The 19,283-nt window shown below is 72.5% G+C and carries 14 protein-coding genes and 1 pseudogene; 10 read left to right on the top strand and 5 right to left on the bottom strand.

Annotated features, from left to right (window positions below):
• Positions 1-8 precede the first annotated feature (8 nt).
• The 4 genes from V3T34_RS07605 to V3T34_RS07590 all read left to right on the top strand — a co-directional run bounded on the left by V3T34_RS07605 (position 9) and on the right by V3T34_RS07590 (position 5,202).
• Positions 9-1,058 carry an HD-GYP domain-containing protein gene (locus V3T34_RS07605; RefSeq protein ID WP_060846790.1) on the top strand — a complete coding sequence of 350 codons (1,050 nt, stop codon included), beginning with the start codon at positions 9-11 and terminating at the stop codon, positions 1,056-1,058.
• Entirely contained in the window at positions 1,055-2,674 is a 1,620-nt protein-coding gene (locus tag V3T34_RS07600) for a sensor domain-containing diguanylate cyclase (RefSeq protein WP_305078666.1), read from the top strand. Before V3T34_RS07605 ends, V3T34_RS07600 begins: the two co-directional genes overlap by 4 nt.
• Positions 2,675-2,686: 12 nt before the next feature.
• Positions 2,687-3,592, top strand: a complete 906-nt coding sequence (locus V3T34_RS07595) for a GGDEF domain-containing response regulator (RefSeq protein WP_060846791.1) — start codon at positions 2,687-2,689, stop codon at positions 3,590-3,592.
• A 125-nt stretch (positions 3,593-3,717) separates the two neighbouring features.
• Positions 3,718-5,202 carry a methyl-accepting chemotaxis protein gene (locus tag V3T34_RS07590; RefSeq protein ID WP_305078665.1) on the top strand — a complete coding sequence of 495 codons (1,485 nt, stop codon included), beginning with the start codon at positions 3,718-3,720 and terminating at the stop codon, positions 5,200-5,202.
• 575 nt (positions 5,203-5,777) lie between these two features.
• Here V3T34_RS07590 and V3T34_RS07585 read toward each other — a convergent pair.
• From V3T34_RS07585 to V3T34_RS07570, 4 genes and pseudogenes are all read right to left on the bottom strand, one after another.
• Positions 5,778-7,523: a cache domain-containing protein gene (locus tag V3T34_RS07585; protein WP_305078664.1), complete on the bottom strand. Its 1,746-nt coding sequence runs from the start codon at positions 7,521-7,523 to the stop codon at positions 5,778-5,780.
• A 640-nt stretch (positions 7,524-8,163) separates the two neighbouring features.
• Complete coding sequence (locus V3T34_RS07580) at positions 8,164-8,379, bottom strand: ComEA family DNA-binding protein (RefSeq protein WP_060846794.1); 216 nt, start codon at positions 8,377-8,379, stop codon at positions 8,164-8,166.
• Positions 8,380-8,537: 158 nt separating this feature from the next.
• A complete protein-coding gene (locus tag V3T34_RS07575; protein ID WP_091883624.1) occupies positions 8,538-8,696 on the bottom strand; it encodes a DUF3309 family protein in 159 nt (52 codons plus the stop codon).
• A 253-nt stretch (positions 8,697-8,949) separates the two neighbouring features.
• Positions 8,950-9,133 (bottom strand): annotated as a pseudogene (locus tag V3T34_RS07570) (IS3 family transposase); the annotation flags it as partial.
• Positions 9,134-9,427: 294 nt separating this feature from the next.
• Between V3T34_RS07570 and V3T34_RS07565 the strand changes: the two are divergent.
• Positions 9,428-9,694: a hypothetical protein gene (locus tag V3T34_RS07565; protein ID WP_060846795.1), complete on the top strand. Its 267-nt coding sequence runs from the start codon at positions 9,428-9,430 to the stop codon at positions 9,692-9,694.
• Between the two features lie 405 nt (positions 9,695-10,099).
• Positions 10,100-10,462, top strand: coding sequence for a hypothetical protein (locus V3T34_RS07560; RefSeq protein WP_305078663.1), 363 nt, complete (start codon positions 10,100-10,102; stop codon positions 10,460-10,462).
• 58 nt (positions 10,463-10,520) lie between these two features.
• On the opposite strand, the gene V3T34_RS07555 is transcribed toward V3T34_RS07560, so the two are convergent.
• Positions 10,521-12,269 carry a carbamoyltransferase family protein gene (locus V3T34_RS07555; protein ID WP_305078671.1) on the bottom strand — a complete coding sequence of 583 codons (1,749 nt, stop codon included), beginning with the start codon at positions 12,267-12,269 and terminating at the stop codon, positions 10,521-10,523.
• Positions 12,270-12,501: 232 nt separating this feature from the next.
• On the opposite strand from V3T34_RS07555, the gene V3T34_RS07550 reads away from it, so the two are divergent.
• From V3T34_RS07550 to V3T34_RS07535, 4 genes are all read left to right on the top strand, one after another.
• Positions 12,502-16,047, top strand: a complete 3,546-nt coding sequence (locus V3T34_RS07550; RefSeq protein WP_305078662.1) for an AsmA-like C-terminal region-containing protein — start codon at positions 12,502-12,504, stop codon at positions 16,045-16,047.
• A 108-nt stretch (positions 16,048-16,155) separates the two neighbouring features.
• A complete protein-coding gene (locus V3T34_RS07545; RefSeq protein ID WP_091883627.1) occupies positions 16,156-17,313 on the top strand; it encodes an aminotransferase in 1,158 nt (385 codons plus the stop codon).
• A gap of 81 nt (positions 17,314-17,394) precedes the next feature.
• Positions 17,395-17,949, top strand: a complete 555-nt coding sequence (locus V3T34_RS07540; RefSeq protein ID WP_082742472.1) for a DUF4112 domain-containing protein — start codon at positions 17,395-17,397, stop codon at positions 17,947-17,949.
• Positions 17,950-17,992: 43 nt separating this feature from the next.
• Positions 17,993-19,183: an ABC transporter permease gene (locus tag V3T34_RS07535; RefSeq protein ID WP_060846799.1), complete on the top strand. Its 1,191-nt coding sequence runs from the start codon at positions 17,993-17,995 to the stop codon at positions 19,181-19,183.
• Positions 19,184-19,283: the final 100 nt, after the last annotated feature.

Genomic DNA, 19,283 nt, shown 5'->3' with positions numbered 1-19,283 from the left:
GCCCGACCATGCACCGGATCCTAATGATCTCGGACGATCCCGGCCGCAGCCGCGGGCTCGCCCGCGACCTCGGCGAGGGCACGGCTTGCGAGATCCGCGACCTCTACGACGACGACGCCCCGGCCGGCCCGGCCTCGGCCCTCCTCGCGGACGTCGAGGACCACAGCGCCGAGGCGCTCGACCGCCTGCGCCGCATCCTGGCGGTCGCCCGGCACGGTGCTCCCCTCGTCGTCCTGCTGCGCCAGAACTCGGCGCGCGCGCGGCTGTTCGGCGTGGCGCTCGGCGCCTCCGAGACCCTCTGCGCGCCCTTCGATCCCGCACGGGTCCGCGCCGCCGCCGGAATTCCCCACCCCGTCGTGCTCGACCCCTGCACCCTGCGCGCCAGCGAGGAGGCGCGCCAGTTCTTCGGCTCGGTGTTCGTGCCCGACGGCCCCGTCACCACCCGCGTCGTCGAGACCGGGACCGACTTCATCGCCCAGGCGGTCCGCGACACCGGCATCCGCGACTGGGTCCGGGCGGTGCGCCGCTTCGACGACGCCACCCACCAGCACTGCCTGCTGGTCACCGGGCTCGCCGCCGCCTTCGCCCGCAGCCTCGGGCTCGGCGAGCGCGAGTGCCACCGCCTCACGAAGGCCGCGCTCCTGCACGACGTCGGCAAGATCCACGTCCCCTCGGCGATCCTCAACAAGCCGGGCCGCCTCGACGCGAACGAGATGGCGATCGTGCGCCAGCACCCCGACAAGGGCTACCGCATGCTCGCCGGCCAGGGCTTCGAGCCCGAGATGCTCGCGGTCGTGCGCTCCCACCACGAGATGCTCGACGGATCGGGCTACCCCGACGGGTGCCGGGAGGACGACATCCCCGACCTCGTACGCCTCGTCACCGTCTGCGACATCTACGCCGCCCTGATCGAGCAGCGCCCCTACAAGCCGCCGCTGCCCGGCGAGGAGGCGATGGCGATCCTAGAGGGCATGACGGGCCGCCTCGATCCCGCGGTCGTCGCCGCCTTCCGGCCGATCGCCGCGGCCTTCACCCCGCACTTCCCCGCCGACGCATGAGCGTGCGCCTGATCTCCCTCCTGCCGCGCGGCCTGCGCTCGGCCCGGACCTGGGCCGCCCTCGGGGTCGTGGCTCCCCTCGGCATGGTGGCGGTGTGCGGCGCGATGCTGGCCGACATGCGCCGGGACGCCTGGGACAAGGCCGCCCGGACCTCCTGGAACCTGCTCCAGGTGATCGAGCGCGACGTCGACCGCAACGTCGAGATCATCGATCTCGCCCTCCAGGGCGTGATCGAGAACCTCCAGATCTACGATCTCGAGGAGGTGAAGCCCCACTTCCGCCAGCGCGTCCTGTTCGACCGGGCCGTCAATGCCAAGGACCTCGGCGTGATGCTCGTCCTCGACGAGCACGGCAACGCGATCTACGACGCCGCCGGCTGGCCGGCACGGCGCCTCAACAACGCCGACCGCGAGTATTTCAAGGCGCACAAGGCCGATCCCGACCTCGGGCTCCACATCAGCCGGCCGGTGATCTCGCATCTCGCCGGCAAGCCGGTGATCGTGCTCAGCCGCCGCGTCGCCATGGCGGACGGCTCGTTCAACGGGATCGTGCTCGGCAGCCTGTCGCTGTCCTACTTCGACCGGATGTTCGAGCGGATCCGGCTCGGGCCCGGGAGCACGATCGCGCTGTTCCTCGCCGACGGCACCCGGATCGTGCGCCACCCCGAGCCCAACGAGGAGCTCGCCCCGAACTTCGCCTCCTCGCCCAACGTCCAGCGCTTCCTGCGCGAGGGCACGGGCAGCTTCGTCGGGGTCACGCCGAGCGACGGCGTGGAGCGGTTCTACACCTTCACCCGCGTCGGCTCCCTGCCGCTCTACCTCAGCGTCGCGCTCTCGACCCGGGAGATCGAGGCCGGTTGGCGCACCAAGGCGATCGGGATCGGCCTCGTCGTCCTCGCCCTGTGCGCCCTCGCGGTCGGGCTGTCGGTCCTGGTCGCGGGCGAGCTGCGCCGGCGCAATGCCGCCGAGGCCGAGCTGGCGCTGCTCTCGCGCACCGATCCCCTCACCGGCCTGCCCAACCGCCGCGCCTTCGACGAGACGTTCGAGCGCGCCTTCGCGGAGGCGCGCCGCCGCTCCTCGCCGTTGGGCCTCCTCGTCGTCGATGCCGACCACTTCAAGCGGTTCAACGACCGCCACGGGCACGAGGGCGGCGACCGGGTGCTGGTGGCGCTCGCCGGCGCCCTGTCGGCGAGCGCGCGCCGACCGGGCGACCTCGTGGCGCGTCTCGGCGGCGAGGAATTCGCCGTCCTCCTGCCGGACACCGACGCCGAGGGCGCCGCCCGCGTCGCCGAGAACGTGCATGAAGCCGTCGGCTGCCTCCTCGTGGAGGCGCGGGACGGCCCGGTCGGCCGGATCACCGTCAGCATCGGCCTGGCCTTCGGGATGCCGCGCGCCGGCGGGGAGGCGGCCGAGCTGTTGCGCCTCGCCGACGCCGCCCTCTACGAGGCCAAGGCCGCCGGGCGCGACCGCACCTGCTACGCGCTGATGGCGGACGACGCCGTGCCGGGCGAGATCGCGAGCTGGATGGACCCGGCGAGCGACGAAGCCGCCCCGGCGCATCGCGGCGCGGCCGGCCGGCAGCCCGGCGGCCCCCTCCCCTTCCCCCTCGCATCCTGAAGAAGGCCTGCCGTGCACGTCGCCCTGATCGATCCGAGCCGCGTCGTCCTCAAGATCGTCGCCGGCATGCTCGAGGCCGGCGGCCACACCGTCGTGGCGTTCTCGAACTCCGCCGCGGCGCTGGCCCATGTCGAGGCCGACCCCTCGGTCGCCTGCGTCCTCACCAGCCTCGAGGTCGAGCCGCTCGGCGGGCTCGAGCTGTGCTGGTCGCTGCGGGCGCTGGTCGACGAGCGCCGCCCCCTCACCATCCTGGTGATGTCGAGCGCGCGCGACGACCGGCCCCTCGGCGAGGTTCTGGACAGCGGCGCCGACGACTTCCTGTCGAAGCCGCCGAGCCCCCAGGAGCTCCACGGCCGCCTGCGCGCGGCCGAGCGGGTGCTCGGCCTCCAGCGCGCCCTCATCCGCCAGGCCGACACCGACCACCTCACGCAGCTCCTCAACCGCGGCGCCCTGATGCGCCGAGCCGAGAGCGACCTCGCCGCCGCCTCGGCCGAGAACCCGCTGGCGATGCTCCAGGTCGACATCGACCACTTCAAGTCGATCAACGACCGCTTCGGCCACGACATCGGCGACCAGGTGATCCGCCGCGTGGCGCAGATCCTGCGCGAGACCGGCGAGACCAGGGCGACCGCGGGCCGCCTCGGAGGCGAGGAATTCGCCGTGCTGATGCCCGGCCACGGCATCGCCGGCGCCGCGGTGGCGGCCCACCGCATCCGCATCCAGTGCGCGGCGGGCACGGTCCCGGGACTGCCGGACCTGCGCTTCACCGCCAGCATCGGCCTGAGCGAGTGGGCGCCCGGCGACACCGTCGACAGCCTGCTCAAGCGCGCCGACGTCGCCCTGTACGCGGCCAAGCGCGGCGGGCGGGACCGGGTGGCGGTGGCCGGCCCCGACATGGAGCCGGCGATGGTCGGCTGAACGCTTAGATCGAACGGCCTATTGGATGCGAAAAACACCCTGTTATGCTTTAGATGTGCAATGGATTTAATATATTTTAATGAATACCCGCAATACCGGTAAAAAATAAATCCAGGGATTTTATCATGTTTGGTTCGGTGTCCGTCTCCGGCGACCTGAGGGCCAAGTTCGAGGCCCTGGATCGCTCCCAGGCCGTCATCGAGTTCGCCCCCGACGGCACCATCCTGACGGCCAACGAGCGGTTCCTGGCCGCCATGGGCTACGCGCTCGACGAGGTCCGGGGCCGCCACCACAGCCTGTTCGTTGAGACGAGCCACCGGGACAGTCTGGAATACCGGAGCTTCTGGGAGGCCCTGGGCCGGGGCGCCCACCAGGTGGCCGAGTTCGAGCGCGTCGCCAAGGACGGCCGACCGGTCTGGATCCAGGCCAGCTACAATCCGGTGCTCGACCGGTCGGGACGCGTCGTCAAGGTCATCAAGTTCGCGACCGACATCACGGCGCACAAGCTGCACGCCCTCGACCTCGCCGGCCAGATCGCCGCCCTCCACCGCTCCCAGGCGGTCATCGCCTTCGACCCGGCCGGGACGATCCTCGACGCCAACGCCAACTTCCTCGACGCGATGGGCTACGCGCTCGACGAGGTCCGGGGCCGCCACCACGGCCTGTTCGTCGATCCCGCGGAACGGGCGAGCGAGGCCTATCTCGGGTTCTGGCAGCGGCTGGGCCGCGGCGCCTTCGAGGCCGGCGAGTTCCGCCGCATCGCCAAGGGCGGGCGCGAGGTCTGGATCCAGGCGACCTACAACCCGATCCTCGCGCCGGGCGGCGAGGTGCTGAAGGTGGTGAAGTTCGCCGCCGACATCACCGCCCAGGTGCAGGAGCGCCGCCGGCGGCACGAGGCGCAACGGACGATCGGCCTCGAGCTCGACGCCGTCGCGGCCTCGGTCCGGGGCGCCAGCGCCCGCACCGCCGAGGCCATGGACCTGACCGGGCGCGTCTCGGACGACATCCGAGGCGTCGCCTCGGGGGCCGAGGCGCTGTCGGTCTCGGTCGGCGAGGTCAGCCAGCAGGTCGGCTACGCCGCCCGGATGGCCGCCGAGGCGGTCGCGCAGGCCCGGCACACCGGCGCCGTGGTCGAGGGCCTGAGCGATCTGGCCGCGCGGATCGGCGACGTCGTCGGGATGATCCAGGCCATCGCCGCGCAGACCAACCTGCTGGCGCTGAACGCCACCATCGAGGCCGCCCGCGCCGGCCCGGCCGGCCGCGGCTTCGCCGTGGTGGCGGCCGAGGTGAAGGCCCTGGCCGGGCAGACCGCGACGGCCACGACCCAGATCCGTGACCAGATCTCGGGGGTCCAGGCGACCACGCAGGAGGCCGCCACGGCCATCCGGTCGATCCGCGGCACGATCCAGGGGCTCGACGCGATCTCGACGGCGGTCGCGGCGGCGGTCGAGGAGCAGTCCGCGGTGACCCGGGAGATCTCCGGCAGCATGGCCGCGCTCGCCCGGAACGTCTCGGCCTTCGCCGGCGGCATGGCCTCCATCGCCGATGCCAACGGGGCGATCGAGGCCGCCACCCGGCACGTCCGGGAGCTCTCCCGGTCCGTCGGATGAGACGGGGCTGACCTCGACCGGGTCGATGCCGGGCGGTGACCGTGCGCCCGGCCACGGCGGGGTGGCATGAACGACAACCGCGCCGGTCCTGATCGGGCCCCGAGGACGCAAGCCGTCCTGAACACGGTCCAGGGCTTCGGCCGCCGAGACAGGCGCCGCCTCAGCCCGGACGCGCCTCCTTCGCGTTCGCGGTCCTGCGCCTGGCGGCCCTTCTCCCCGACGACGCGCGGCTCCGGTCGGATCGAGGGGACCGGATGGCCTACGGGAGCAGGTCGGCCGATGCCTTGCGCCGCAGATGCTCGGGGCGAAGCGTCGATCGGATGACGGCGCGGGCACCGGTCCGCACGAGCACGGTTGCCGGTTTGGGCCGGTGTCGGGCTCGCGCTGGCGGGCCGCCGGGATCGGCACCATCAGCCAGCCGCGCGGTGATCGCGGCCGCGAGCCCGGGTCGGGGGCGAATCTCTCCTTCGAAAGCCGGTGCGAGCGAGCGGTTGCTGCACGCGACAGACGCTCGAACTCAGGCTCCGGCGTCCATCGCGAGCGTGCCGGGCAACGATCCCCGGCCGCCCGTCCCGTCAGGCGATACGGGCGCGTCGCTCTCGATCGGGATGCGGCCCGTCGGAGCCCCCCTGGCGACGCGCGAGGGGGCCCTCCTGGAGCACGCGCACGAAGGTGCTGACCTGCTCCTCGATCAGCGAGGATTGCGACCGCATCGTCCTCGCGGCGTCGAGAACCGCCCCCGCGTTCCGCTCGGTCTCCCGTGCCTCCGAGCGGACTTCCGCGATGTTGAGGGCGAGCTTCTCGGTACCGTCCGCCGCCAGCTGCACGCTGCGGGCGATGTCGCCGGTGGCGGCGTTCTGCTCCTCGACCGCCGAGGCGACGGCGGTCGTCGCCGTGAGGATGTCCCGCATCATGCCGACGAGCTGCTCGTTGGCATCGAGGACCCGGCGCGTCGTCGCCCGGATCTCGCCGACGCGGGCGACGATCTCCTCGCTCGCCTGCGCCGTCTGGCCCGCCAGGACCTTCACCTCGGCGGCGACCACCGCGAAGCCCCTGCCCGCCTCCCCGGCCCGCGCCGACTCGATGGTCGCGTTCAGGGCCAGCAGGTTCGTCTGCGAGGCGATCGCCTGGACCGAGCCGATCACCGCCGCGATGCGCTCGCCGATTTCCGCCATCGCCCGCGCCTGGCCCGCCGAGGCCGTCGCCGTCTCGCTGCCTTGCCGCACGATGGCGGCGACGCCCTGGACCTGCCGGGAGATCTCCTGAATCGAGCCCGAGAGCTGGTCGGTCGAGGCGGCCATCATCGTGACGTGCCCGGAGGTCTGGCTCGACGCCTGCGTCGCCGCATCGGCTTCCTGCGAGGTCTGGCTCGAGATCGCCGTCAGCGCCTCCGCGGTGCGCTGCATCTCGGCGGTGTTGGTCGCGACCGTCGTCACGACCTGGCCCATCGCCTGGCGGAAGGCGGCGAGGCTCGCCTCGAGATCCTGGATGCGCTGCTCCTTCTCCCGCTCGGTGAGCGTCACCTGCCCCTCGAGACGCCCGCGCTCGATCGCGTTGTCGCGGAACACCAGCACGGCCTTGGCCATCGCGCCGATCTCGTCGCGCCGCTCGACGGAAGGGATCTCCTGCTGGAGACGGCCCTCGGCCAGCTCGCGCATCACGCGCGCCAGGTGGCTGATCTTTCCGGCGATCGAACGTCCGATCGACAGGGCGAGGGCCACGATCACGACCGTCGCGAGGGCGACGCCCTTGAGCAGGCCGAGGAGCGCATCCCGGACATGCGCCGCGGTATCGTCGGCGTAGACGCCCGAGCCGACGATCCAGCCCCAGGGCGCGACGCCCTTCACGTAGGAGATCTTGTCGACCGGCTCGTCCTCGCCGGGCTTCGGCCACTGGTAGGGCACGAAACCGCTGCCGGCTCTGCGCACCACATCGACCATCTCGACGAAGAGGGCCTTGCCGTTCGGGTCCTTGAGCTCGGAGAGGCTCGTGCCGTCGAGCTTGGGCCGGGTCGGGTGCATGATCATGCGCGGGGACATGTCGTTGACCCAGAAGTACTCGGCTGCGTCGTAGCGCATCGCCTTCAACGCCGATATCGCCAGCCGCTGGGCCTGATCGCGGGACAAATGTCCGGCCTGTTCCTGATCGGCGAACCCCGACACGAGGCTGTGAGCTGCCTCGACCAGTTGCCGTGTCTTCGTCATGCGGGCCTCGACGATGGTGTCGCGCAGGGCGAAACCCGCGAGAACCACGATGGCGGCAATCCCCAGGACGGCCGCCGCCGTGAGCGCGTGCAGCTGGGCTCTGACTCCGACGGCCAATTTTTCCTCCTCGAAACTCGCCCTTCCGTTGCATCGGAATGTTCGAGCTTATTTTGAGTTGTGATCTCCTAAAATATATCTGGAAATTTCTTTAAGAAACTTGACCGCCCATGATTCTGCCGACGTCAATCGAACAAGGTCCATGCAACTGGGCCGCCCATCGATCTAACAGCTCCTGCGGTCGGATGGCGGCCGTCGACTTGCGAAGAAGCTTCGCGCCCAGCCCGTCCCGTCGTCGTTCCGCCCGTATGACTGGCGCGAAGGCCTCGAGCGGTCGACGATCTGGGATCGCCATCGAACCTGGACAGGTGTGAAATCGGAGATCGGAAATCAGGGGGAGGTCCACGAGGCACGCGCTCGACCTCTGCGGGACGACCCCGAGCGACGCGGCCGGCCCGCGCGGCGAGGATACGGAAGACCCGCGGGGTCGCGCGACAGGCACGAGGATCGGAGGCGGCCCGACCACGCGTCAACCTGGAAGGCCATCAGGGAGCGGTCGTCACCATCAGGCTGCCGACTCTTGGGCGCTCGGCCGGGCTGTCCCGGCAGCCACGCGCTCCCGCCATGGTAGAAGGGAGCCCGCGCCTTGCGTGGATCTGGCAGGCGAACATACCCCTCCACGCGACCCTTCGGTGACGACCTACCGAGACCGAACTTCAGGATTGCCCTGGTCGTCGACCGTCACCCGATCGGAAACCCCGTCGGTCTTGCCGCTCAAGCCCGGCACCTCGTCGAGCTGACGTAAGCTGGTGAACCGGCCACGCTCCTCGCGGTAGCGCACGATTTCGAAGCCGTGCCCCTTCAGCATCGGTACGCTGTCCAACTCCTCGGCGGTCGCCGCGTTGAGATCGATCACCGGTCGTGCTCCTTGTCTCGCCATTCGTCTCTCTGCCGCAGACGCCCGCGCCACAGCGGGCGCCGCACCGTCCTGTCGCTCGGGCGGAGGCGAAAGCGGCAGGACACTCGTCACCTGCCGTGGATTCGTCAGGCAGCGGCGGGCGGTCCGCCAAAGCGTCAGATCGTGATCCGGCCGGTGAGCAGGAGCACGACCAGGATGATGAGCAGGATGCCGCCGATTCCGAGGCCGCCCGTGCGATAGCGCCCACCGCCGTAGAAGCTGCCGCCGCCGCCAAAAAGCAGAATGAGCAGGATGAGAACGATCAGGAGGGTCATGGAGGGGTCGTCCCTGACGGCTAGGCTGCTGGATGGAAGGAATGCTGCCCCTCCGTCTTTCGTTCCTTCGCTAGGGTGAACCGCTCCGGGTTTGTCGGAGGCCGGTTGTCTTGGGTGAGGCGGCAGGGCCACTGGTCGCCGACGTCGGCACGATAGAGCATTTTCCGACGAAGTGGATGCCGGTTCGTCGAAGAAAATGCGACAAAACAATGACTTGGAGAGCTTCGCGATTGCAACGCGATCGTGAAGCGCTCTAGCGCGCTTCGGTCTCGGCGCGAGGATCAGTGCCGATCGGCGCGGGCGAAGCGGCGATGGTCGTCGCGATCGATCCACTCCGGGATGGCGCATGCGACCGCCATGACGGACCGCCACGGGCCGCGCCGGTGGATGACCGCTGCCTTCAACGCACCGTCGACGGTCTCCGCCAAGGCGTCGTCTTGGTGCACCTCACAAAACTCCCGCCGCGATGTCGCTGCCACAGCAAGCCGAGGCAGTGATCGGGAGTTTTGTGAGAGACACTTGGCCCTCCCCGCCGCACCCGCGACGCGATCCTCGCGCGCCGCATGAACCGGTCGACCGCGCCGTCGGGCGACCTGCCCCAGATCCGTAATCCCTCATGCCGCGTGCGCCGGAACACATCGCACCGCAGCACGGCCACCTATATTCCGATCATCGCAAGAGAGCAGGCCACATATCTCGGCCTGCAGCGTATGAAGGAGCATGGATACCAGATGAAGACCCGCATCGCCGCCGTCGTCACCGCTTTTGTCCTTGGCGTCGCCCCGATCTCGTCCGCCATGGCATCCAGTGCGAACTCCCCGGCCAACCCCTTCGCCCCGCGCGACGTCGAGACCACCGGCTCCATCGGCGGCCGGGCCAACACCAGCGTACCGTTCTACGGCGCCTGCCCGATGAGCTCGGCCTCGGAGGGCAATGCCAACCAGCAGAACTTCCCGGTCAAGCAGTACGGCCAGACCACGGGCGGCTACCGCTGCTAACGGAGATCCACCGATGAGCGAGATGAAGCTTCTGCGCGCCGTGTCCTACGGCATGATCGGCGTCCTGGCCGGCGGCCTCGCCATGACGGCCTTCGGCACCGCCAGCGCCTTGATGAACATGTAAGGACCGAGCGAGACAACAGAGGACCGCCCCCCGGGGGCGGTCCTCTTCGTCTGCGCGACGACCGGCGGCGACCGTCACCGTGGCCTGAAATACACACCCGGCCCGGAAGGTCCGGCCTACCCGGAAATCGCCGCAAACCGCCGTCACCTCTTCGACCCGACGGCGCGAGGCTTACGTCGGCCCCGGGCCGCCCCGTCCGGCGCTCGATCGGACGGCAAGCTTGGCACTTCGTTAAGCACTCACTCGCATCCTCGCGCCCACACCCTTCGGAGACCCTCAGCGTGCGCGCTCTGACCTCTCACGGCCTTCCGCGCCTCGGCGCGGGCGCGGCGCTCGTCGCCGCCCTCTTCGTCACCGCCGCCCCCCAGGCCCAGGCCCGCGACAATGTCGGCGCGGCGATCATCGGCGGCGCGGCGGCCGGCATCCTTGGCGGCGTCGCCGCCGGCGCGATCATGAACGGCGCCCAGGCCGCCCCCCCGCCGCCTCCGGCCTACGTCGTGCCGCCGCCGCGCCGGGTCTACGTCGAGGAGCCCGAGACCGTGTACGTGCGCCCGCGCCGCGGCCCGATCTGCCACTTCGAGCGCCGCAAGGTGTGGCTCGACGACGAGTCCTTCACCTACAAGCGCGTCGAGGTCTGCGAGTAGGCCTCGCAGCCTCTCCGAGAATTCAGGGGCCGGCACCCGGGCACGGGGCCGGCCCTTTTCATGTCTTCACCCCGTCCTTCACCAGGATCCAGTCCTCGATCACCACGGCGTCGAGGCCGGTGGTGGAGAACATCAGGATCGCGTCCTCGGCGGTGTGGAGGATCGGCTTGCCCATCACGTTGAAGCTGGTGTTGAGCAGGATCGGCACGCCGGTCCGCTCCGCGAAGGCACGGATCAGGGCGGCATAGGCCGGGTTGCGCGCCTCGGTCACGCTCTGGAGGCGGCCGGTGCCGTCCTCGTGCACCACCGCCGGCACCCTGTCCCGCATCTCCGGCCGCCAGACCAGGGTGCGCTCCATGTAGGGGCTGTCCTGGTAATCCTCGAACCAGTCGGGCCCGGCCTCGGCCAGGATCGAGGGCGCGAAGGGGCGGAACGCCTCGCGGTACTTCACCTTGCCGTTGAGGATCGCCTTGGCGTCGGAAGGCCGCGGATCGGCCAGGATCGAACGGTTGCCGAGGGCGCGCGGCCCGAACTCGGCCCGGCCCTGCACCCAGCCGACGAGCCCGCCCGCCGCCAGGATGTCGGCCGCCGCCTGCGTCACGCCGTCATGGCCGAGATGGCGCAGCCGCGGCTCCCACCCGACCATCCGCTCCAGGGGCTCGGTCGAGACCCGCGAGCCGAGATAGGGCGTGGCGAGCACGCCCGGCCCGGTCCAGTCCGGGTGGTCCTCCCGATACGCCAGCCAGGCCGCGCCGAGCGCGTTGCCGTCGTCGGCCGGCGCCGACGGGACGTGGAGGCACCGGAACTCGCTGCGCCCGAGCAGCCGGCCGTTATAGGACGAGTTGAGCGCGCAGCCGCCGGTGACGACGAGGTTCTCGTGGGGGCTGAGCCGCCAGGCCTCGGCGACGAGCACGTCCATCATCTCGGAAAAGATCGCCTGGCCGCAGGCCGAGAGGTCGGCCCAGCCGTCCTCGTCGGCCTCCGCCGGGCGGCGGGCGCGGATCTCGTCGGCCACCGCCTGGACGGTGGCGGCGTCCGAGAAGCGCAGGCGGCCGTTCTCGATCCGGTACAGCCGGCGCAGGAGCGCCATCAGCTCCGGGTCGGGCCGGCCGTAGGGGGCGAGCCCCATGATCTTCCATTCCTCGCCCTTGGCCTGGTCGAAGCCGGCGAGGTCGGTGACGAGGCCGAAGAAGAAGCCGACCGATTCGCGGCCGCGATGACGCTTGACCTCGACGAGGCGCCCCCCCTCCATCCGGTAGATCGCCGAGGCGCCGGTCTCGCCCATGCCGTCGACGACGAGGCAGGTCGCGTCCCGGAACGGCGAGCCCCACAGGCCGTAGGCGGCGTGCGTCAGGTGGTGGGGGTAGCGCCTGAGTCCCGCGATGGTCGAGCGGCCGCCATGGGCCCGGTCGAGTCCCAGCAGCGTGCCGTAGCCCGCCCGCCCCTGCGCCAGCGCCAGCTCGGCGATGAAGGTGCGCTCGGCCCGCTCGGGCACCAGCGAGCGGTTGAGGGCCGGCGAATGGGCTTTCAGCGCGTCGAGCCCGAAGGCGCCGGTCCCGGCCTGGTCGGCGAGGTAGCGGCTGAACTCCGGCCCCCAGGTGGTGGCGACCACCAGCTCGGCACCCGGCGGCAGGTGGGCCTTGAGCAGGCCCGCCATGCGGGGCGCCGAATCCGGCTCGCAGTTCGGGGCGCGCTTGTACTGCAGGTAGCGCTCCGTCGCCTCGGCGAAGAGCACCGTGCCGTCCGGCCCGACCAGGGCGAGGGCCGGGTCGTGGAAGGTGGTGGCGAGGCCGAGATAGTAGCGCATCGGGTCCGTCGATCGGGTCACGCTGCCGCTCTAGCAGCGTCGCCCCGCCCTGTCAGGCGGGTCCGGAGCGTGGCACAGGCGCATCGGGGGCGGGCTCTCGCTGCGTGATCGCGCCGGATTTCGCCCTCGTTTCCGATGCCGATATGCTAGCCCGGTCATCGGGGTACGGCCCGTCGGGCCGTCGGACGAACATGGGGCGGCGCTCTCCTCGCGGGGCGGCACGGACAGCACGGTGCGCGACATCCTGACCGCCCTGGCGGGCCTCGTCATCCTGATCCTCGCCGCGGCGCTCGTCGCGCCGCCCTTCATCCCGTGGGAGGCCTATCGCGGCTCCCTCGACGCGGCACTCAGCCGCTCGCTCGGGCTCGAGGCCCGCAGCGACGGCCGCCTGGAGATCCGCCTGCTGCCCTCGCCGCGCCTGCGGGTCGACCACCTGCGCCTCGCGGCCGGGCGCGACCGGGCCTCCCTCGACGCGCGCTTCGTCAAGGCCGAGATCGCCCTCACCCCGCTCCTCTCCGGCGAGATCCGCTTCACCGAGACCCGGATCGGCCGCGGCGAGGTCACCCTGCCGACGACGGAGGCCGGCGCCCTCCTGCCCCTGCCGGCCCTCGCCGGAGAGGGCCGCGACCTCGCGGTCGAGGACCTGCGGGTGGCCCAGCTCCTCGTCACCACCCGGGTGGCGGCGACCGGGCGCACCGACCAGGTCTACGCCGAGACCGTCCGTCTCTCCGCGCCGCGGCTCGCCGGCCCGTGGCGGGCCGAGGGCCGCGTCGAGGGGGTAGCGTTCCGCCTCACCACCGGCGAGCCGGGACCGGACGGGACGGTGCCGGTCAAGCTCGGCGCCGGCGGCGACACGATGCCCCGGCTCGACCTCGACGCCCGGGTGAGCCTCGTCCCCGGCCCCGAGGGCGGCAGCGTGCCGGAAGCCGCCGGCAGCGCCCGCCTGGTGGTGGGGCCGCCGGCCCAGGCCGCGGGCGCCGCCCTGCCGTTCTCGGTCCAGGGCGGGTTCAAGGCGAAGGGCCGGCTCGCCACCTTCGAGACCTTGAGCCTCGAGGTCCCCGGCGAGGCGCCGCTGCGCTTTACCGGGCGGGGCAGCCTCGACCTCGCGGGCGCCCGGGCCGCCCTGAGCCTCGAGGCGCGCCGCCTCGACCTCGACGGCTTCCTGATGAGCGCCACCGGCCAGGCGCTCCTCGGCCGCGGCCTGTCGCCCGGCGCCCTGCCGGGCACCCTCTCCCTCGACGTCGCGGTCGACAGCCTGACCCTCGCCCGCGAGGAATGGACCGGCGCCGCGTTGAGCGCGGTGCTGCGGCCCTCCGGCGCCGTGGCGTTGCGGCGGCTCGCCGGCAAGGCGGCGGGCGGCCTGGGGCTGGCGCTCTCCGGCGACGTGACGCCGAGCGGCGGCCTCTCGGGCCACGTCGCCCTCGACGCGCCGGCCTCCGACCGCCTCGCCCGCCTCCTCGACCGGCTCGGCCTCGGCGGTCCCCTCGCCGGGCTCCTCGACGGCCGGCCGTTCTCGGCCGAGGCCGACGTGGCGGCGGCCCTTCCCGTCCTGTCGCTGCGCAACGCCCGGGTGGCGCTGGGGAGCGCGAGGCTCACCGGATCGGCCCGCTACAGCCCGGCCGGGCCGGACCAGCCGCGCCCGCGCTTCGACGCCCAGATCATCGCCGACGGCCTCGACATCGCCGAATTGCCGCCGATGCGCGGCGCGGTGGCCGCCCTGCACGACCACGATGTCGGGCTGACCCTGCTCGCGCGCGACCTGCGCTACGGCCCGACCGGGCCCCGCACCGGCGAGATCGCCGCCAGCCTGCAATCGGAGGGCGCCGCGATCCGCCTCGACAGCCTGGAGGTGCGCGACCTCGCCGGGGCCCGGGCCAGCCTGTCGGGCCGGATCGGGGCCGACGGCGCCGGACGCATCGCCGGGCAGGTGAGCGCGCCGGCGGCGGCCCCGCTCATCGACCTCGTGTCGCACGCCTTCGTGGACGAGGCACGCCTGGTGCCGGGCTTCCTGCGCGACGGCCCGGTCGCCCTCGACCTGACGCTGGAGCGGGACTCCGGCACCGACCCGGACCGGCTGCGCGGCCATGCCCGCGGCACCGCGGCCGGCGGGCGCCTCGCCCTGTCGCTGGCCGCCCGCGCCGGGCGGCTCGACGACCTCGACATCCGCCTCGACGGCGTCCCCTCCGGCCGCTGGCTCGGCCGGCCGGCCGACCCGGCCCTGGCGATGCCGGCGGTCCTCCACATGGCCGGGCGCCGCGACGGCGCGGAGGGACCGCTGCGCCTGACCCTGGACGGCGAGTTCGCCGGGGCCAAGGTCGGGACCGCCCGGGCCCTGGTGATGCCGGCGGCCGGCGGTCCCCTGCAGGACGGCGCCCTGACCGTGGCGGCCACCGACCTGCGTCCGCTCGCCGGCCTTCTCGGCCGCGCCGCGCCCCCGCCGGACCCGGTGCCGGCGACGCTGACCCTCGGCCTGTCGCGCAGCGGCGAGACGCCGCGCCTCGCGGTGACCGGCACGGTGGCGGGATCGGCGGTCGACGCGACCCTGACGCGGAATGCCGGGGGCGACGTCACCGGCACGGTCGCCCTCGAACGGGTCTCCCTGCCCTGGCTCGCCGACGCGATGGTGCTGAACGGGGGGACGGCCCCATCCGGGCCGGAGGCGTGGTCCGCGGTGCGGTTCGGCCCGGCCCCGGTCCCGCCCGCGACCGGCCACGTCGCCCTGACGGTGCGCCGCCTCGATCTCGGCCGCGGCCTCGCGGCGGACTGGGCGCGGTTCGACCTCGGGTTCGGGTCCGAGGGTCTTTCCATCCGCGACTTCACCGGCGGGCTGGCGGGCGGGCGGCTCACCGGCGGCGCCACCCTGGCGCGCCAGGGCGGGCAGGCGACGCTCGCCGCCGAGGGCGGCCTGACGGCGGCCTCCCTGACGGCGCTGACCGGCGGCGACGCCGTGAAGGGCCAGGTGTCGCTGCGCCTGCGCCTGGGGGCCGCGGGCGACAGCCCCGCCGCGCTGGTGGGCAATCTCGCCGGCAGCGGGGCGCTGGAGCTCGCGGGCCTGAGCGTGCGCGACCTCGATCCCGCGGGCATCCCACGGGCCCTGACCCGGCTCCTGTCCGAGGAGGACCCCCTGCGCGCCGGCCGCGTCGCCCAGGTGGTGGCGGAGGAACTCGACCGCGGCTCCCTGGTGGCGGCCGGGCCGGTCTCGGTCCCGGCCTCGGTGGTCGGCGGGGTTTTGCGCACCGGCGGGCTCACCCTCGACCTCGGCCCGACGACCTGGACCGGCCTGGTGCAGGTCGACGCCAAGGCCTGGCGCCTCGACGCCCGCGGCACGCTCACCGCCACGGCGACGCCCCGCGCCTGGACCGCGCCGGCCCCGACGCTGGGCCTGGCGCTCGCCGGCCCCGTGGCGAAGCCGCAGCGCGACCTCGACCTCGTGCCGCTCTCCAACGTGCTGGCGGCGGTGGTGCTGCAGCGCGAACTCGACAAGATCGAGACGGTGGAATCCGACCGCAACGAGATCGCCCGGCGCCGCGGCCGCCTGGAGATGGACCGCGCCCGGGCCCTCGAGGACGCACGCCAGGCCCGGCAGCGGGCGGAGGCGGCGGCACGGGCGGAAGCCGCCAGGGCTGCGGAGGCCGCCCGTGCCGCGGAAGCCGCCAAGGCGGCCGAGGCCGCTCGCGTGGAGGCCGCCCGCGCCGCGGAAGCCGCGCGCCGGAAGGCCGAGGAGGACGAGGCCGCCCGCCGTCAGGCCGGCGGCACGTCGGAGACGGACAGTCCCTGACGCGAACCGGCAGCGGTCGGCCGGGAGGGCGACGATCGCCCTCGGTTCCGTCCGGCCCGTCGGCGTGGTAGCGAGGCGCCTTTCCCCTCGAACCCCTTCGTCCCGCGCATGAATCCCATCTTCGCCGACCTGCCGACCACCGTGTTCGAGGTGATGTCGGCGCTCGCCCGCGAGACCGGCGCCGTGAATCTCGGCCAGGGCTTCCCGGACGATCCGGGCCCGGCGGACGTGCGCGCCAAGGCCGCCGAGGCGGTGATGGAGGGCTGGAACCAGTACCCGCCGATGATGGGGCTGCCCGAGCTGCGCGGAGCGATCGCCCGGCACTACGCCCGCTGGCAGGGGCTCGACCTCGACCCGGACACGGAAATCATGGTGACCTCGGGCGCCACCGAGGCGCTCGCCGGCGCCCTGATGGCCCTGATCGAGCCCGGCGACGAGGTCGTGCTGTTCGAGCCGATGTACGACGCCTACCTGCCGCTGGTGCGCCGGGCCGGCGGCGTGCCGCGCTTCGTCACCCTGACGCCGCCGCACTTCCGGCTGACGGAGGAGGCGCTGGCCGCCGCCTTCTCGCCGCGCACGAAGGTCGTGCTGCTCAACAATCCCCTCAACCCCTCGGCCACGGTCTTCCCCGACGAGGACCTGGCCCTGCTCGCCGGCTTCTGCGAGCGGTTCGACGCCGTGGCGCTCTGCGACGAGGTCTGGGAGCACGTCGTGTTCGACGGGCGCCGCCACCGGCCGCTGATGGCCTTCCCGGGCATGCGCGAGCGCACGGTGAAGATCGGCTCGGCGGGCAAGATCTTCTCGCTGACCGGCTGGAAGGTCGGCTTCGTGATGGCGGCCCCCGGGCTGATGCGGGGGCTGGCCAAGGCGCACCAGTTCCTCACCTTCACGACGCCGCCGAACCTCCAGGCCGCGGTCGCCTACGGGCTCGGCAAGGAGGATTCCTACTACGAGGGCATGCGAGCCGACTTCGCCCGGGCCCGCGACCGCTTCGCCGACGGGCTCGCGGGCCTCGGCTTCCGGGTGCTGCCGTCCGCCGGCACCTACTTCCTCAACCTCGACATCGCGCCGCTGGGCGAGAGCGACGACGTGGCGTTCTGCGAGCGGCTGGTGCGGGAGCACGGCGTCGCGGCGATCCCCGTCAGCGCCTTCTACGCCCACCGTCCGGTGCGCACCATCGTGCGGTTCTGCTTTGCCAAGCGCGACGACACCCTCGACCGGGCGCTGGAGCGCCTGCGCGGGCTCGCGCCCGGGCGCGCCGCCTGATGCGAGACCTCCTTGTTGAACGGGGGAGCCGGGGCCACATCCTGGAGCATGAGCACCACGCACACGCTCCGGAGTTCCGGGATGACCTCTTCGCAGACGGCCGGCCCTGTCCCGCCCTTCGGGGCCGGGTCCTTCGGCGCCGGGGCCGAGTTCCAGACGGGCGGCTTCCAGGGCGCGGGCTTCAAGGACGCCCGCTTCCCGCAGGACGACCCGCTGGGGCTGCGCGCCCAGGCGGCCCAGGCCATGGCGGGCTCGACGCCCGAGCAGGTGATGGCGCGGCTCGAGCTGCTCGCCCACATCCTCGACACCGCGATCGTGCTGCCGGGCAACCGGCGCATCGGCCTCGACGCGATCGTCGGCCTGATCCCGGTGATCGGCGACGTGGTGACCACGGCGATCTCCTCCTACATCGTCTGGGAGGCCCGTCGCCTCGGTGCGCCGCGCTGGCTCATCGCCCGGATGGCGGCGAACGTGGCGATCGACGGCGTGGTCGGCGCGGTGCCGCTGGTGGGCGACCTGTTCGACGCGGCCTTCAAGGCCAACCGCCGCAACGTCGTGCTGCTGCGCCGTCACCTCGAGCGCAGCGGGTCGCTCAAGCCGAGCGTGATCGACGTCACCGCGACGCGGATCGACTGATCCCGCCGCGCCCGACCGTGACCGCCCGACCGGGGGACGCCGCATGAACCAGCGCCCCCCGACCCCCGAGCTCGACGCGATTCCCGTCACCTCGCCGGCGGCCGCGCCGGTGATCCTGCCGCTCCCAGGTGCTGCCGGACACGGCCGGCTGTCGCCGCTCAACCGGCGGCGCCTGGCGAACTTCAAGGCGAACCGGCGCGGCTACTGGTCGTTCGTGCTGTTCTGCCTGATCTTCGTCCTGAGCCTGTTCGCCGAGTTCATCGCCAACGACCGGCCGATCGTCGCCTCCTACAAGGGCGAGATCCTGTTTCCGATCGTGGTCGACTATCCGGAGGAGAAGTTCGGCGGCTTCCTCGCCCGGACCGACTACCGCGACCCGGTGATCGGCAAGGAGATCGCCGAGCACGGCTGGGCCCTGTGGCCGCCGATCCGGTTCTCGTACAACACCCACAACCTCGACCTGCCGGTGCCGGCCCCGGCCCCGCCGACCTGGCGGCTCTCGGACGCGCAGTGCCGGAGCATCGCCGAGAAGACCGGCGGCACGACCTGCCGCGACATCGAGTGGAACTGGCTCGGCACCGACGACCAGGGCCGCGACGTCGTCGCCCGGCTGCTCTACGGCTTCCGCCTCTCGGTGTTGTTCGGCCTCACCCTGGCGCTGGTCTCGTCGGTCATCGGCGTGCTGGCCGGGGCGGTGCAGGGCTACTTCGGCGGCTGGGTCGACCTGGTGTTCCAGAGGGTGATCGAGATCTGGACCGCGATCCCGTCGCTCTATCTCCTGATCATCATCTCGTCGATCATCACGCCGAGCTTCTTCGTGCTGCTCGGGATCCTGCTGCTCTTTTCCTGGGTGTCGCTCGTCGGCGTGGTGCGGGCGGAATTCCTGCGGGCGCGCAACTTCGAGTACGTGCGCGCCGCCCGCGCGCTCGGGCTCTCGAACGCCCGCATCATGTTCCGCCACCTCCTGCCCAACGCCATGGTGGCAACGCTGACCTTCCTGCCCTTCGTGCTGAACGGCTCGATCACGACGCTCACCTCCCTCGACTTCCTGGGCTTCGGCCTGCCGCCGGGCTCGCCGTCGCTCGGCGAGATGCTGGCGCAGGGCAAGGCCAACCTCCAGGCGCCCTGGCTCGGCCTGACGGGCTTCGCCGTCATCGCGGTGACACTGAGCCTGCTGATCTTCGCCGGCGAGGCGGTGCGGGATGCCTTCGATCCGAGGAAGACCTTCCGGTAGGGGGCCCGCGAGAACGAGGCCCGAGATCGAGGGTAGGCCGGCCTTCGCCCCCGGCGATGCCCTCGGTCAGCGCGATGATGATCGTCCGACGTCGCGCTCC

The organism is Methylobacterium ajmalii (genome assembly GCF_036448855.1).
In the GTDB taxonomy this organism is placed as follows: Bacteria; Pseudomonadota; Alphaproteobacteria; order Rhizobiales; family Beijerinckiaceae; genus Methylobacterium; species Methylobacterium ajmalii.
The sequence above is the reverse complement of the archived record's forward strand: the minus strand, read 5'-3'. Positions and strand labels throughout refer to the sequence as shown.